Origin of the sequence: Microbacterium sp. Root280D1, from assembly GCF_001428975.1 — a bacterium.
Lineage (GTDB): Bacteria > Actinomycetota > Actinomycetes > Actinomycetales > Microbacteriaceae > Microbacterium.
On sequence record NZ_LMJK01000002.1, the window covers coordinates 311,312 to 326,059 of the forward strand.

Annotated in this window: 16 protein-coding genes; 7 read left to right on the top strand and 9 right to left on the bottom strand. The window is 69.0% G+C overall.

Annotated elements, in window-relative coordinates:
* The first annotated feature begins 2 nt into the window (after nucleotides 1–2).
* From ASE34_RS07555 to ASE34_RS07565, 3 genes are read left to right on the top strand one after another with little or no spacing between them, the layout of a single operon-like run.
* On the top strand, nucleotides 3–335 hold the full coding sequence (locus tag ASE34_RS07555; RefSeq protein WP_056278282.1) for an MTH1187 family thiamine-binding protein: 333 nt from the start codon (nucleotides 3–5) through the stop codon (nucleotides 333–335).
* A gap of 9 nt (nucleotides 336–344) precedes the next feature.
* Complete coding sequence (locus ASE34_RS07560) at nucleotides 345–1,565, top strand: MFS transporter (protein ID WP_056278286.1); 1,221 nt, start codon at nucleotides 345–347, stop codon at nucleotides 1,563–1,565.
* Between the two features lie 28 nt (nucleotides 1,566–1,593).
* On the top strand, nucleotides 1,594–2,202 hold the full coding sequence (locus ASE34_RS07565) for an NUDIX hydrolase (protein WP_056278289.1): 609 nt from the start codon (nucleotides 1,594–1,596) through the stop codon (nucleotides 2,200–2,202).
* Here ASE34_RS07565 and metX read toward each other — a convergent pair.
* From metX to ASE34_RS07585, 4 genes are all read right to left on the bottom strand, one after another.
* Nucleotides 2,199–3,407, bottom strand: a complete 1,209-nt coding sequence (gene metX / locus ASE34_RS07570; RefSeq protein WP_053095688.1) for a homoserine O-acetyltransferase MetX — start codon at nucleotides 3,405–3,407, stop codon at nucleotides 2,199–2,201. The genes ASE34_RS07565 and metX overlap by 4 nt on opposite strands.
* 83 nt (nucleotides 3,408–3,490) lie before the next feature.
* Nucleotides 3,491–4,336, bottom strand: coding sequence for an endonuclease/exonuclease/phosphatase family protein (locus ASE34_RS07575; protein ID WP_230100688.1), 846 nt, complete (start codon nucleotides 4,334–4,336; stop codon nucleotides 3,491–3,493).
* 209 nt (nucleotides 4,337–4,545) lie between these two features.
* Nucleotides 4,546–5,868 (bottom strand): bifunctional o-acetylhomoserine/o-acetylserine sulfhydrylase, encoded by a 1,323-nt coding sequence (locus ASE34_RS07580; RefSeq protein ID WP_056278296.1) that lies wholly within the window; start codon nucleotides 5,866–5,868, stop codon nucleotides 4,546–4,548.
* A gap of 143 nt (nucleotides 5,869–6,011) precedes the next feature.
* Complete coding sequence (locus tag ASE34_RS07585) at nucleotides 6,012–6,602, bottom strand: TetR/AcrR family transcriptional regulator (protein WP_056278298.1); 591 nt, start codon at nucleotides 6,600–6,602, stop codon at nucleotides 6,012–6,014.
* A gap of 34 nt (nucleotides 6,603–6,636) precedes the next feature.
* On the opposite strand from ASE34_RS07585, the gene ASE34_RS07590 reads away from it, so the two are divergent.
* From ASE34_RS07590 to ASE34_RS07605, 4 genes are read left to right on the top strand one after another with little or no spacing between them, the layout of a single operon-like run.
* Entirely contained in the window at nucleotides 6,637–7,623 is a 987-nt protein-coding gene (locus ASE34_RS07590) for a DMT family transporter (protein ID WP_082586555.1), read from the top strand.
* Nucleotides 7,617–8,399: an SDR family oxidoreductase gene (locus tag ASE34_RS07595; RefSeq protein ID WP_200955165.1), complete on the top strand. Its 783-nt coding sequence runs from the start codon at nucleotides 7,617–7,619 to the stop codon at nucleotides 8,397–8,399. The genes ASE34_RS07590 and ASE34_RS07595 overlap by 7 nt, the downstream gene beginning before the upstream one ends.
* A 2-nt stretch (nucleotides 8,400–8,401) precedes the next feature.
* Nucleotides 8,402–9,112 carry a uracil-DNA glycosylase gene (locus ASE34_RS07600; RefSeq protein WP_056278301.1) on the top strand — a complete coding sequence of 237 codons (711 nt, stop codon included), beginning with the start codon at nucleotides 8,402–8,404 and terminating at the stop codon, nucleotides 9,110–9,112.
* A gap of 4 nt (nucleotides 9,113–9,116) precedes the next feature.
* Nucleotides 9,117–9,734, top strand: coding sequence for a GNAT family N-acetyltransferase (locus ASE34_RS07605; RefSeq protein WP_053095693.1), 618 nt, complete (start codon nucleotides 9,117–9,119; stop codon nucleotides 9,732–9,734).
* A gap of 9 nt (nucleotides 9,735–9,743) precedes the next feature.
* On the opposite strand, the gene ASE34_RS07610 is transcribed toward ASE34_RS07605, so the two are convergent.
* Genes ASE34_RS07610 through ASE34_RS07630 form a run of 5 tightly spaced genes read right to left on the bottom strand, consistent with a single transcriptional unit; the run spans nucleotide 9,744 to nucleotide 14,670 of the window.
* Nucleotides 9,744–10,538, bottom strand: a complete 795-nt coding sequence (locus ASE34_RS07610) for an ABC transporter ATP-binding protein (protein ID WP_082586556.1) — start codon at nucleotides 10,536–10,538, stop codon at nucleotides 9,744–9,746.
* A complete protein-coding gene (locus ASE34_RS07615) occupies nucleotides 10,535–11,326 on the bottom strand; it encodes an ATP-binding cassette domain-containing protein (protein ID WP_056278304.1) in 792 nt (263 codons plus the stop codon). Before ASE34_RS07615 ends, ASE34_RS07610 begins: the two co-directional genes overlap by 4 nt.
* Nucleotides 11,323–12,189 (bottom strand): ABC transporter permease, encoded by an 867-nt coding sequence (locus ASE34_RS07620; protein ID WP_053095695.1) that lies wholly within the window; start codon nucleotides 12,187–12,189, stop codon nucleotides 11,323–11,325. Before ASE34_RS07620 ends, ASE34_RS07615 begins: the two co-directional genes overlap by 4 nt.
* The gene (locus tag ASE34_RS07625) at nucleotides 12,189–13,136 is read right to left on the bottom strand and encodes an ABC transporter permease (protein ID WP_053095696.1); all 948 of its coding nucleotides are present in this window, start codon (nucleotides 13,134–13,136) and stop codon (nucleotides 12,189–12,191) included. Before ASE34_RS07625 ends, ASE34_RS07620 begins: the two co-directional genes overlap by 1 nt.
* A gap of 13 nt (nucleotides 13,137–13,149) precedes the next feature.
* Entirely contained in the window at nucleotides 13,150–14,670 is a 1,521-nt protein-coding gene (locus ASE34_RS07630; RefSeq protein ID WP_056278307.1) for an ABC transporter substrate-binding protein, read from the bottom strand.
* Nucleotides 14,671–14,748: the final 78 nt, after the last annotated feature.

Sequence of the window (14,748 nt, forward strand, 5' to 3'; positions counted from 1 at the left end):
CCATGTTGATCGCCTTCTCCGTCGCGCCGAGCGGCACACCCTCCGACGGATCGGAGCGCTCAGACGCGTCGGTCCACGACGCGGTCGCCGCCGCCGTGCGGGTCGTGCGCGAGTCGGGACTGCCGCACCGCACGACCAGCATGTTCACCGAGATCGAAGGACCGGACTGGGACTCGGTGATGGACGTCGTCAAGCGCGCGACCGAGGCCGTGATGCCGTTCGGGTCGCGGGTCTCGCTGGTGCTCAAGGCGGACATCCGACCCGGGTACGCGGGGGAGCTCGATGCGAAGATCGAGCGGCTCGAAGCGGCGATCGACGACTCGGACACCCCGTAGACTCGACGGGTGAATCCCTCGACTGAATCGAGGGGTGCGGCGAAGTGGGCGCTCCTCTCCCTCGCCATCGGCAGCTTCGGCATCGGCATGACCGAGTTCGTCGTCATGGGCCTGCTGCCCAACATCGCTGACGAGCTGCTGCCCACGCTGTGGGCCAGCAGCCCCGAAGACGCGCTGAGCCAGGCCGGCTGGCTGATCTCGCTCTACGCTCTCGGCGTCGTCGTCGGAGCTCCCACGATCGCCGGCTTCGTCGCGCGCTACCCGCGGCATCGCGTGATGATCGGGCTGGCTCTGGCGCTGACCCTGTTCAACGCGCTCACGGTCTTCCTCCCGACCTTCGAACTCGTCGGTGCCTCGCGATTCCTCGCGGGGCTGCCTCACGGCGCTTACTTCGGCATCGGCGCGCTGGTCGCGGCTGACGTGATGGGGCCGGGCAACCGAGCCAAGGGCGTCGCCTTCATCCTCACCGGATTGACGGTGGCGAACGTGGTCGGGGTGCCGTTCGGGACCTTCCTCGGTCAGCTCTGGGGGTGGCGGGCAGCCTTCGCGATTGTGACCCTCGTCTTCGCCCTCGCGACCGTCTGCATCATCTTCTTCGTGCCCGAGCATCCCGGCTCTCCCGGCCGGACCATGCGCGAGGAGCTCGGCGTGTTCCGCATCCCGCAGGTCTGGTTCACGCTCGGCGTCGGTGCGATCGGGTTCGGCGGCTTCTTCGCGGTCTACAGCTACATCGCGCCCCTGGTGACCGAGGTGGCGGGCTCTCCCGAGTGGGCGGTGCCGATCGTGCTGGTGCTGATGGGATTGGGCATGACCGCCGGCAACCTCGTCGGCGGGCATCTCGCCGACATCGACCTGCGACGCACGCTGCTCTTCGGACTCGCAGCGATGGCGCTCGTGTTCGCACTCCTCGCCGTGCTCGCATTCTGGATCGTCAGCCTCGCCCTCCTCGTATTCGTCGTGGGCTTCGTGTCCTCGGTGCTCAGCCCGACGATTCAGACGCGGTTGATGGATGTCGCCGGAGACAATCAGTCGATCGCCGCGGCGATGAACCACTCTGCGCTCAACATCGGCAACAGCCTCGGCGCGTTCCTCGGCGGCATGGTGATCGCGGCCGGATGGGGCTTCGTCGCGCCGTCGTGGACGGGGGCGGCCCTCGCCGTCGCGGGCCTCGTGATCGCGTTGCTGTCGTATCGCACAGAGGCGCGCAAGCCCGTCCTCGTTCAGGCCTGAGCGGCATTGCGCCTCATAGAGTGAGGCTGTGACCGATCTCGACCATCTGCCCGTCGCCGGGACGGCCGTGCTGCTGCGCTCGACACCCGACGGCTTCGCTGTGCTGCTGATGCGACGGCCGGATCGCGGTTCGTTCGCCGGTGCGTGGGTGTTCCCGGGCGGCAAGGTGGAGCCGTCCGACCGCCGCGCGGGGGCGGAGGAGAGCGACGACGCGCGTCGAGCGGCGATCCGTGAGACGCGCGAGGAGGTCGGCCTGACGATCGCCGATCCGGTGCTGCTGTCCCGCTGGCAGCCGCCGGCTGAGGCGCCGATCCGCATCCGGACATGGTTCTTCCTCGCCGGAGCGCCGGAAGCGGACCTGCGGTTCTCGCCCGGCGAGGTCGTCGACGCGGTCTGGCTGAGCCCGGTCGAAGCTCTGTCGAGGCATGCCACGGGGGAGTGGACGCTCTTCCCGCCGACCTGGGTCACCCTGCATCAGCTCAGCCGGTTCGACACGGCCGAGGACGCTCTCGCGTCGGCTGGCGAGGCGCAGCACTTCGCGACCCGAGTGGTCCAGTCGCCACAGGGCACCGACTTCGAGTGGGAGGGCCTACGGCTGCGCACCGGATCCCTGCCGTGGACGATCGATCCGATCTAGCTCGCGAGCAGACGCCGCAGGTTGCTGCCGACCGCCTCGGTCTCGATGAGGAAGCCGTCATGCCCGAAATCGCTGTTCAGCACCACGGCTTCGGTGCCGTCGAGGGTGTTCGGGATGCTGCGGGAGATGCGGTGCTGGCCGTCGACGGGGAAGAGGCGGTCGCTGTCGATGCCGAGGACGAGCGTCGTCGCCGTCACGGCGCGCAGCGCCTCTTCGACCCCGCCGCGGTCGCGGCCGACGTCGTGCGAGTTCATCGCCTCGACGAGGGTGATGTAGCTGTTCGCGTCGAAACGGCGGGTGAACTTGTTGCCGTGGAAGTCCAGGTACGACTCGACCGCGAAACGTCCGCCGTGGCCGAGAGGCGACACCCCTGACTGCCACGAGCGCTGGAACCGCTGGTTGAGCTCTATCGGACTGCGGTAGTTGAGCAGTGCCATGCGACGGGCGAGCGCCAGTCCGCGGTGCGGGCCGTCGCCGTCGGCCAGATCGTAGTACTCGCCGCCCAGGAACCGGGGATCCATCCGGATGGTCTCGAGCTGCACCGTGTTCAGGGCGATCTGGTCGGCTGTCGTGACCGGAGGCGATGACAGCACGGCGAGGCGAGCGACACGCTCGGGGTGCGAGACCGCCCATTCGAGCGCGTGCATCCCGCCCATGGAGCCGCCGATCACCGCGGCCCAGGTGTCGATGCCCAGCGAGTCGGCGAGGCGTACCTGCGCGGCGACCTGGTCGCGGATCGTCAGGTAGGGGAAGCGCGAGGCCCACTCGTATCCGGAGGGGGCGATGCTGGCCGGGCCGGTGGATCCCTGGCAGCCGCCGAGCATGTTGGGTGCGATGACGAACCAGCGGTCGGTGTCGAGCGGTGCTCCGGGGCCGGTGATGTCCTCCCACCAGCCGGCGGTCGGGTGTCCCGCCCCGGCGGCGCCGCGCACGTGACTGTCGCCGGTGAGCGCATGCAGGACGAGGATCGCGTTGTCCCGGTCGTCGTTCAGCTCGCCCCAGGTCTCGAACGCGAGGCGGAAGCCCGGGAGCTCGGCGCCGCTCTCGGTCGGGAAAGCGCCGAACGAGGTGAAACGCCGTCCGCCGGCCGGGTCCCCGTCGCGCCAGGCGCCGGTGGCGGGAGGTCGTGCGCGAAGCAGGCGCACGTCGGCCTCCGTCACGGGCGCCGACGGCACCGTGTCCTCAGAGGTCGTCTGCCAGTCCATGCTTCCATTCTCGCCTGACGCGCGACGCGCCGGCCGCAGGTTACGCGCCCGGTGCGCCGCGGACGGATGCGTCGTCGGATCGCTCAGAACGCGAGGGTGGTGACCGTCGCCAGGTGGTCGCTGCTGCCTGCCCGCATGGTCGTCGAACCGAGCACGGTCAGGCCGCGCGTGAAGACATGATCGATCCTGGCGAGCGGGAGTGCGGCGGGCCACGTGAACCCGAGGGCGCCGTCGGTCGGCCTGACCCAGTCGAGCTGAGATCGGATGGCGCCCAGGGCAGGATCTGCAGAGGCGGCGTTGAAGTCGCCGACGACGACGACCGACCCCGATGAATCGGCGGCGACGGCATCGGCGATGCCGGACAGCATCGCGTCCCGCTCGCTCTGCACGCCCGGGCGGACGGACGCCGCGTGCATGACGTAGACGGCCACGTCGCCGTCCGGCGCATTCACGACCACACGCAGTGCGCGCTTCCAGTCGAGTCCGAGCGACAGCGCCTGCGCATCCGCGATCGGCAGGCGGCTCCACACGGCGACCGTGCCGACGGCATACGAGTGCGGGTAGTCGGCGGCGAGCGTGTCGCGTGCCGCCGCGAGGCTGTCGGCGTCGAGCTCGGTGAGGGCGATGACCTCGGCGCCGGAGCCAGCGAGGTCCGTCGCGGATTCCGCCGCGCCACCGGAGTGGGCGCGCACGTTCTGGCTGACTATCCGCACGCCGGGCGATTCGTCGGCGCTGCCCGATGCGAAGCCCGGAGCAGAGGGAGCGATCGCCAGCATCCACGCGAGGATAGGCACGAGCAGCACCAGGAGGACACGTCGGGCGAGGAGGAGGGCGACCACCGCCAGCACTCCGAGCGCGAGACCGCACCAGGGGAGAAGCGCAGCGGCCGCGGTTCCCACCACGCCCGGGACCCAGACGCACACGATCATGACCAGCACGACCAGTGCGACGACGGCGATGGCTCGCCCTGCGGGTACGTGCGTGCGTCGGCGGGTCGGCGGATGCGTCGTGGCGGCGATCGTGAGCTCCTCGGGTGGGTTCTCATTGTCGTCCGCGCCGCCTGTGCACGGGCCGAACGAGCCGGGGACGAGAAGTGCCCCGAGCCGAAGCCCGGGGCACTTGCTCTGGGTGATGGCGGTCAGGCGCGAGCGGCCTCCGACACGCGGCGAGCCGCGGCGAGTGCCTCGTCGAGGTCTGCCTTGAGGTCGTCGATGTTCTCGATGCCCACCGACAGTCGCACGAGGCCGGGGGTGACGCCGGCCGTGAGCTGCTGCTCGGGCGTGAGCTGCGCGTGGGTGGTCGACGCCGGGTGGATGACGAGAGAGCGCACGTCGCCGATGTTCGCGAGGTGGCTGAACAGCGACAGGCTGTTGACGAACTCGCGACCGGCTTCGACGCCGCCCTTGAGCTCGAACGACAGCACCGCGCCGACGCCCTTGGGCGCGTACTGGTTCGCCTTGGCGTACCAGGGCGACGAGGGCAGGCCAGAGTAGTTGACGGATGCCACGTCGTCCCGGCTGTCGAGCCACTCGGCGATCTCCTGGGCGTTCTGCACGTGACGCTCGATGCGCAGCGACAGCGTCTCGATGCCCTGGATGAGGTTCCAGGCGCTCTGCGGCGCGATGGCCGAGCCGAGGTCGCGGAGCAGCTGCACCCGGGCCTTGATGATGTAGGCGAGCGGGTCACCGACCGCGGCGGTGTAGCTCGCGCCGTGGTACGACGGGTCGGGCTCGGTGAGGCCGGGGAAGCGCTCGACGTTCTTCGACCACTCGAAGGTGCCGCCGTCGATGATCGCGCCGCCGATGGTGGTGCCGTGGCCGCCGAGGAACTTGGTGACCGAGTGCACGACGATGTCGGCCCCGTGCTCGAACGGGCGGATCAGGTACGGAGTCGCGATCGTGTTGTCGACGATCAGCGGGACGCCGCCCTCGTGCGCCACGTCTGCGACGGTGCGGATGTCGAGGATGTTGATCTGCGGATTGCCGATGGTCTCCGCGAAGAAGAGCTTGGTGTTCGGTCGCAGCGCGCGGCGCCACTCCTCGGGGTCGTCCTGGTTCTCGACGAACGTGACCTCGATGCCGAGCTTGGCGAGCGTGTACTTGAACAGGTTGTACGTGCCGCCGTAGATCGAGCTGGACGAGACGATGTGGTCACCGGCCTGCGCGATGTTCAGCACAGCGAACGTCGACGCCGCCTGACCGCTGGCGAGGACGAGGGCTCCGGTGCCCCCCTCGAGCGCCGCGAGGCGCTGCTCCAGGACGTCCTGCGTCGGGTTCTGGATGCGGGTGTAGATGTTGCCGAACTCCGCCAGGGCGAACAGGTTCGCGGCGTGATCCGCGCTGTCGAACACGTAGGACGTGGTCTGGTAGATCGGAGTGGCGCGGGCCTTGGTCACGGGGTCGGGAGCAGCGCCGGAGTGGATCTGCTTGGTCTCGAAACGCCAGGTCTCGGGTGCGGACATGTGTTCCCCCTGGAACTGTTGGAAGGTCGATTCGACTGATGTCGTTGATGCGACAGTACGGAATATCGGAAGTTGTCAACAGTGGGTGGGAAATGTGACGTAATGAACACCGGCCGGATCCCGGCGCCGGTGCGCGTGCGGGTTCAGGGCCGGCCGAGCAGCCTCGCCGCCCACGTGCGAGCGATCGCGAACGGCTCGGCGAACGTCGTCATCCCGACCGTGACGATCGCGCCCTCGTACAGCAGCATCATCGCCTGTGCCATCGCCTGCGGATCGGTGATCCCCGCTTCGCTGCAGAGCTCCTCGAACAGATCGAGGAGCCAGGCCTTCTGGCGAGACACCTCGGGGAACACCGGGTGGTCGTCGTTGCCCTCGCCGATCTCGGCTCGGGCGTTGATCGCGCTGCATCCCTTCGGGCTGTTCTCGTCGGACCAGGAGATCGCGGCGTCGAAGACCGCGAGCACACGGTCGGCGCCGGGATCGGGCACCCGGGCGAGCTGGCCGGCGACGTGGTCGCGCCACCGCGCATCCCGGTGCTGGAGGTAGGAGACGACCAGCGCCTCCTTCGACCCGAAGCGGTCGTAGAGCGTCTTCTTCGTGACTCCGGCCGCCTCGGCGATCGTGTCGACCCCGACCGCGTGGATGCCTCGCTCGTAGAACAGTCGGGATGCGGCGTCGAGAACGCGCCGCCCTCCGGGCGTGAGCGGCCCGAGTTCGGGAACGGACGAGGTCATGCGGACGACTATACCAGTCTGTATAGTCGGCATCATGAGTAAACAGATCGGTGTACTTCCGGTCGTGACGACGGCGACCGCCGCGACCGCATTCGTCGTGACCTGGAGCTCGGGGTTCATCATCCCGGCGTTCGCCACCGTCGAGGTCTCGCCCCTGACGCTCCTCGTGTGGCGGTTCGCGCCCCTGGCCGTCGCGCTGCTCGTGCTCGTCGTCGTCTCAGGAGCGGCGACGGGGATGCACCGACGTGAGCTCCGGATCCAGGCTTCGATAGGGATCTTCGCGCAGTTCGGCTACTGCATCGCGGTCTACGGTGCCGTCGCCGCAGGCATCGCCACCGGCACCGTGGCTCTCATCGACGCGGTGCAGCCCCTGGTGGTGGCTGTGCTCGTCGGGCCCATCCTCGGTCTGCGTGTGCGCGGAGCTCAATGGGTCGGGCTCGGAGTGGGCGCGATCGGAGTGCTGCTCGTCGTCCAGTCGCAGCTCGGCGCCACCGAGGCTCCACCTGCGGCCTATGCGCTGCCGGCCGTCGCCATGGTGTGCCTCATCGTCGGCACCCTGCTGCAGCGGAAGACCGGGGTGCAGACCGGCGTGCTCGTGACGCTGACCGTCCACGTGACGGTGACGGCGGCGCTGCTCGTGGTGATCGCGGCGGTGACGGGGACGCTGGTTCCGCCCGCCTCCGGATCGTTCTGGCTCGCCGTGGTGCTGACCGCGGCCGCTCCGACGCTCGCCGCATACGGTCTGTACTGGTGGCTGCTGAAGCGCATCGGCATCACCGCCCTGCAGGCGCTGCTCTTCCTGATCGCGCCGACGACGTCACTGGCCGGAACCATCCTGCTGGGGGAGCCTCTGACGATCCTCACGATCGCCGGATTCGCCCTGTGCGGAGCCGGGGTCGCACTCGTCCTCGTCTCCGAGGTCCGGTCGGCGCGCGTCGACTCCCGACGCGGCGCGTCGACGCGACCCGACGATGCGCAGCGGCTTTCGCGGCCGGAACATCGTACGGTGGAGGAATGGTGAACAGGCGTGCAGTGGTGACGGGTGCGAGTTCGGGTATCGGACAGGGGACGGTGCGCGCGCTGCGCGCCCGCGGCTGGGGGGTCGTGGGAGTCGCGCGACGGGCGTCCCGACTGGAGGCGCTCTCGGCGGAGACCGGGGCGTCGACGATCGCGTGCGACCTGACGAACCCGGAAGCCGTCGCAGCGCTGGTCTCGGAGCTCGAGGATTCGGGACCCGTGCACGCTCTCGTGCAGGTCGCGGGCGGAGCGCGAGGCACGGATCGCATCGAGAACGCGTCGATCGATGACTGGCAGTGGATGTACGACGCGAACGTGCTCTCGAGCCAGCGTCTGGTGGCGGGGCTCCTGCCTCTGCTTCGTCGGGCAGCCGCCGCGGACGGTCACGCGGACACCGTGTTCGTGACCTCGACGGCCGCCCAGGTGGCCTACCCGGGCGGCGGAGGCTACAACGCCGCCAAGGCCGCGCAGGCCATGCTCGTGCACGCCCTCCGTCTCGAGTTGAACGGCGAGCCGATCCGCGTGTCCGAGATCGCTCCCGGAATGGTGCACACCGAGGAGTTCACGCTCAACCGTCTGGGCGGAGACGCGGTCGCGGCAGAGGCCGTGTATTCGGGCGTCGAGGCGCCGCTGCGCGCCGAGGACGTCGCCGACGTGATCGCCTATGCCCTCGACGCGCCCGCTCATGTGAATCTCGACCTCGTCACGATGCGACCCGTCGCGCAGTCGGCCAACCATCTTCTCGCCCGCGGACCGCTGCGCGTGCGGCCGATCGACTGAGGATGACCGCGCGCACTCTCGCCGAGCTCGCCGGCGACGGTCTCATGGACCCCGAATGGGCGGACGCACTCGCTCCGGTTCAGCAGACGATCACCGCCCTCGGGGAGCGGCTCCGGGAGGAGCAGGCCGCAGGACGCGGTTATCTTCCCGCGGGCGATCACGTGCTGCGCGCCTTCGAACGCCCGATGTCCGACGTCAAGGTGCTCATCACCGGTCAGGACCCGTATCCGACTCCCGGGCACCCGATCGGGCTGTCGTTCGCCGTCGACCATGACGTGCGGCCGCTGCCGCGCAGCCTGGGGAACATCTACCGGGAACTCGAGAGCGATCTCGGCATCCCGCCTGCCCCGCACGGAGATCTGTCCGCGTGGAGCGACCAGGGGGTCCTGCTGCTCAACAGGGTGCTGACCGTGCGGCCCGGCGACGCCGGCTCCCATCGCCGCTGGGGATGGGAGCAGGTGACCGAGCTCGCGATCCGCGCACTCGTCGCGCGGGACCAGCCGCTCGTCGCGATCCTGTGGGGCAAGGACGCGGCGAATCTGCAGCCCCTCCTCGGCGAGACCCCCGTGATCGCCTCGGCGCACCCGTCTCCGCTCTCCGCACGGCGCGGATTCTTCGGCTCTCGGCCGTTCTCGCGAGCGAACGAGCTGCTCGACGGGCTCGGTGCGAGTCCGATCGACTGGCGCGTCGGCGAAGCGCCCCCTCTAAGCTGATCGCATGCAGTTCGAGCCCGGTGATCGCCGCCGTGTGCTGCCGCGCCATCTGCGCCCGCAGCCCGAGCCCGACGTGTTCTCGTACTCGATCCGCCCCGCACGTTCGGGCGACCTCCCGTACGTGCGCGAGATCTACAACCATTTCGTCAGCAATTCGGTGGTCACTCTCGATGAGCGGCGCAGCAGCATCCCCTACTGGCGTGAGAAGTTCGCGCTGCTGAGCAAGCTCGGCCTGCCCTTCCTGGTGGCGGTCTCGCCGGCGGGGGTCGTGATCGGGTACGCGCTGGCGCAGCCGTGGGCGGGCAAGAACGCGTACCGGTACACGGTCGAGGACTCGATCTACCTCGGCCCGGGAGCCGGCGGCAAGGGGCTCGGAGCTGCGCTGCTGCAGGCGCTCATCGACGCCTGCGAACAGCTCGGCATCCGCGAGATGGTGGCCGTGATCAGCGACACGAAGGCCGACGCCTCGATCCGGCTCCACGCGAAGCTCGGCTTCGTCGAGGCCGGACGGATGGGCCGAGTCGGGCACAAGTTCGGCCGCGACCTCGGGACCGTCTACATGCGCCGCGCGCTGCGTCCCAGCCGTCGACGGAAGTTCTTCAGCACGAGCTCGGCGCGCTGACGACCCTGCTCACGACGGGGGAGCGGGGATCACGGGGATCGCGGCGAGGAGAGCCTTCGTGTAGTCCTGCGTCGGGCGCAGCAGCACGTCCGCGGTGGATCCTCGCTCGACGACGGCGCCGTCCTTCATCACGACCACCGTGTCGCACAGGTTCTGCACCACGCCGATGTCGTGCGACACCAGGACGAGCGTCAGGTCGGCGCTGCGTCGCAGCTCGATCAGGAGCTCGAGGATCTGAGCTCGCACGGTCACGTCGAGCGCCGACAGGGGCTCGTCTCCGACGAGGATGCGGGGTCGATGCACGATGGCGCGGGCCAACGCGATCCGCTGCCGCTGCCCTCCCGAGAACTCATGCGGGTAGCGGTCGCCCATCTCGGGTTCGAGGCCGACCTGCTCGAGCACGTCGCGCACGCGCGCGCGGTGGTCTCCCTCGATGCCGAGCGCCCAGAGAGGCTCGCGGATGATCTGGGCGGCGGTCATCCGAGGGTCCAGCGATGCGTACGGGTCCTGGAACACGAGCCCGGTCTGACGGCGCAGCCAGTGCAGCGAGCGGGCGGATGCCGCGGCATCCACGACTCTTCCATCGACGGTGACGGTGCCGGACGTCGGACGGTCGAGTCCGAGCAGCAGTCTGACGAGCGTCGATTTCCCCGACCCGGATTCGCCGATGATCCCGACGGACGACCCCTCGACGATGTCGAGGTCGGTCGGCGCCAAGGCTGTCTGCCTGCGCGTCGGCTCGAAGGCGGAGCGCTTGGGGATCACGAAGTCACGCCGCAGAGACCGCGCCTCGATCAGGCTCATCGCGTGCCTCCCTCGGGCCGCCACAGGGTCGCGGTCGCGTCGCGGAGCAGCCCCTGGGTGATCGGCGACGTCGGGGCGGTGAGGAGCGTGCTCACGGGAGCCGCCTCGACCACGTGGCCGTCTTCGAGAACCACGCCCTGGGTCGCGACCTGAGCGAGGACGGCGAGATCGTGGGTGATGAACACGAGTGACATGCCCTGCTCCTCGACGAGGTTCAACAGCAGAGCGAGGATCTCGGCTTGGATCGTGACGTCGAGAGCGGTCGTCGGCTCATCGGCGATGAGCAGACGCGGTCGGCACGCGAGCGCCATCGCGATCGCCACCCGCTGCCTCTGACCGCCGGACAGCTGGTGCGGATACCGATCGACGATCGACGTCGGGTCGGGCAGGCGCACGCGAGCCGCCTCCTGGATCGCTCGCTCTCGGGCCTCTCGTCGACCGATGCCCTCGTGGATGCGGATCGACTCGGCGATCTGCCTGCCGACCGTGCGGATCGGGTTCAGAGCGGTGCGCGGCTCCTGGAAGACGATCCCGATCTCGTCACCGCGCAGGCGTGCGAGCTCGCGATCCGGCATTCCGATCAGCTCGGTGCCGTTCCAGCGGATGCTGCCGCTCGCGGTCGCGCCGTCGGGAAGGAGCCCGAGAACGGCCAGGGCGGTCAAGGACTTGCCGGATCCGGATTCGCCGATCAGACCCAGGCGCGATCCGTCCGGCACCTCGAACGAGACGCCGTCGACCACCGGCCGTCCGTCGATGCGGACGACGAGGTCGGTCACTTCGAGACTCATGCGATCACCGCCGGGGTGTGGATCTCGGCGGCGCGATGGCGCAGCGTGGGATCGGTGGCCTCGCGCAGGCCGTCGCCCAGGAGGTTGAGAGCGAGCACCGTGATCGTGATCGCGAGGCCCGGCCAGATGACCGAGAGGGGATGCACGCCGATGTAGCGCTGGAGATCGGCGAGCAGCAGCCCCCAGCTCGGCTCCACCACCGACGCGCCGAAGCCCAGGTACGACAGTCCCGCTTCGGCGAGCACGGCGACCGCCATCGACCACGACAGCTGCACGATGAACACGGGCGCGACGTTGGGCAGCAGGTGGCGCGCGAGGCTCTGACCGGTCGTCAGGCCGGAGGCCCGCGCGGCGAGGACGAAGTCGCTCTGCTGCACGCGGCGCAGCTCTGGTCGGGTGACGCGAGCGATGTTGACGCCGAAGCCGATGCCCACCGACCAGATCACCACCCAGAGCGAGCCGCCCCAGACCGACGAGATCATCATCGCGATGAGCAGCACGGGGAAGGCGATCAGGATGTCGACGAGCACGGCCACCGTCTCACGCAGCCACCGTGCCGTGAGCGCGCCGAGCGCGGCCAGGGCGATGCCGACGACCGTGGCGACGAGCCCGGCGCCGATGCTCACGAACACCGTCGTCCGAGAGCCCGCCATGAGCAGACTGAGGATGTCGCGCCCGGTGTCGTCGGTGCCGAGCAGATGGGGCCAGCCGGGGACACCCCAGCGAGCCGCCAGATCGGACTCCTGCGGGTCGAACGGCGTCCAGAACAGCGAGACGAGCGCAGTGAGAGCGACGATGGCGACGACGATCAGACCGAATCGCCCGGTCGCGGTCCGCCACAGCCTCGACAGCCAACCGGACATCAGGCCTCCCTCTGCCGAGGATCGATCGCACGATGGACCAGATCGACGAGGAAGCCCACCACGAGCACGAAACCGGTGAGCACGAGCAGCTCGCTCTGCACCTTGACGAGGTCGCGCGTTCCGACGTCGGCCACGAGCATCCGCCCGATACCCGGGAGGGTGAACAGCTGCTCGATGACGACCGAGCCGACGATGATGCCCGCGACCTGCAGTCCGAGGACCGTGATGATCGAGAGTCCGACTGCCGGTATGCCGTGGGAGATGAGTGCGCGCGTGCGGGTGAGTCCCTTGGCGGCGGCGGTGCGGACGAAGTCCTGTCCCGCAGCCTGCAGGGTCGCACTGCGCACGAATCTCATGAGCATCGCGCCCTCGACGATGCCGATCGTGAGAGCGGGCAGCAGCAGCGATTCGATCGCTCGCCAGGGGGTGCTCCACCCGGTGCGGGGGAAGCCCTGCGGGGGAAGCCAGCCGAGCCAGACCGAGAAGACGACGATGAGCATCATGCCCGCCCAGACGACGGGCACCGCGGCGAGAGCCTGCGCGCCGACGCTCAGCGCCGTGCCTCCGCGACCGCCACGACGCAGCGCGGCCAGGATGCCGAACGGCACGGCGATGAGGACGGCGATGAGCAGGGAGAGGATGCCGAGCGGGACCGTGACCTGCGCCTTCTCGAGCAGCTCCTCGCCGACCGAGGCGCCCGAGAGGAGCGACGTGCCGAGATCGCCGCGGAAGATCCCGCCGATCCATTCCGCGTACTGCGCGGGGAGAGGACGGTTCAGACCGAGGGATTCGCGAAGGGCCTCCACCTCGTCGGGGGAGGCCTGTGTGCCCGCGATCAGCTGTGCGACATCGCCGGGGAAGACCCTGAGTGTCAGGAAGATCACCGCACTCGAGACGAGGAGCCCTGCGATGAGCAGGGCTCCTCGAACGAGCGCGTAGCGGATCACGACGTGCGCGTCATCACTTCTCGGTGGCCACGGTCACCCCGGCCAGGTTGATGCGGGAGTTGATCGAGTCCTCGGGGAAGCCGGTCACGAGCGGGCTCACGGCCGTGATGGTCGCACCGTTGTACAACCAGTCCGCCGCGTGGTCCTCGGACACGATGCGCGCGGCTTCGGCGAGCAGGTCCGCGGACTTGTCGGGATCGACCTCGGCCAGCGCCTCGGTGTACAGGCCCTGCACCTCGGCGTTGTCGTAGCCGAAGTAGTAGTCGGGGTTCGCGAAGTTGCCGAAGTCACGCGGCTCGACGTGCAGCACGAAGCTGAGGTCGTAGTCGTGGTTGGTGTAGACGTCCTCCAACCAGGCCGGGAACTCGACGGAGTCGACATCGAGGGTGACGCCGACCTTCTGGAAGTCCGAGATGAGCACCTTGGGGACCGTCGTTCCGTAGAAGCTGGGGATCGTCAGGGTGAGCTCGAGATCCTCCTGGCCGGCTTCTGCAAGCAACTCCTTCGCCTTCTCCGGATCGTAGGAGACGACATCGGAGAGGTCCTCGTAACCGGGGTCCAGCTCGGGGATCGGTCCGTACAGGGTGGATCCCGCACCGACGGCCTCGACGAGAGCCTCGTGATCGATCGCGAGGCGGAGTGCCTCGCGTACCCGCACGTCGTCGAGAGGCGCCTTGGCGTTGTTGAACGCGAGCGTGGCCTTGTCTGTGGTGCGGCCGGTCGTGAGGGTGAAGTCGCCGGAATCCTCGAGCTGCGGGGCGAGATTCGGGTCGACGGCTGTGAGAACCTGAACCCCGCCGTCGAGAGCGGTGTTCACTCCGGCGGTGAAGTCGGGGATGTACTGGAACTCGACCTCGGCGACTCCCGCCGGTTCGCCCCAATAGGCGTCGTTGCGGGCGAAGGTGATGGCGCTGCCCTTGTTCCACCGAGTCAGGGTGAAGGGGCCGGTTCCGTTCTCGGCGGTCTTGAGGTCGGTCGTGTCGCCCGTCTGGAAGACGAGACCCGCAGGCCCGGTGAGCGAGAACAGGAAGTTCTGGTTCGGCTCCGTGAGCACGATCTGCACCGTCGCGGGGTCCGGGGCGGTGATAGAGGCCACCGAGGCGAACTCGGCGTTGCCCTGCAGCGTCGCGTCCGTGCGGACGGCCTCGTACGAGGCGACCACGTCGGCCGAGGTGAGTGCGGTTCCGCTGTGGAACGTGATGCCCTCGTTGAGGGTGAACGTGTAAGTGAGTCCGTCGTCGGAGACCTCGTAGTCCGAGGCGAGGCGGGGCACGATCTCGTTCTCCTGCGTCCGGCTGATCAGACCCTCGTAGATGTTGTCGATGAGGATCTGCTCGAGGGCTGCGCCGCTGGTGTGACGGATGTCGAGATTGGTGGGTTCGAGGACGAGCCCCACCTGGAGCGTCGCGTCCGGATCGGGCTCTCCGACGGGCTCAGTGGTCTCGGGCTCTACGGCACCCGCGCAGGCGGTGAGGACGATGGCGCTCGCCGCGATGGCGGAGATCAGCGCGAGTCGTCGCGTACGTCGGAACATGGGTTGTTTCCTCTCGGTGCGGCAGTTGCTGTGTGCCGATGGATCGAGCCTAGGGATGTGTCGGGTGGGTGAGGGCGG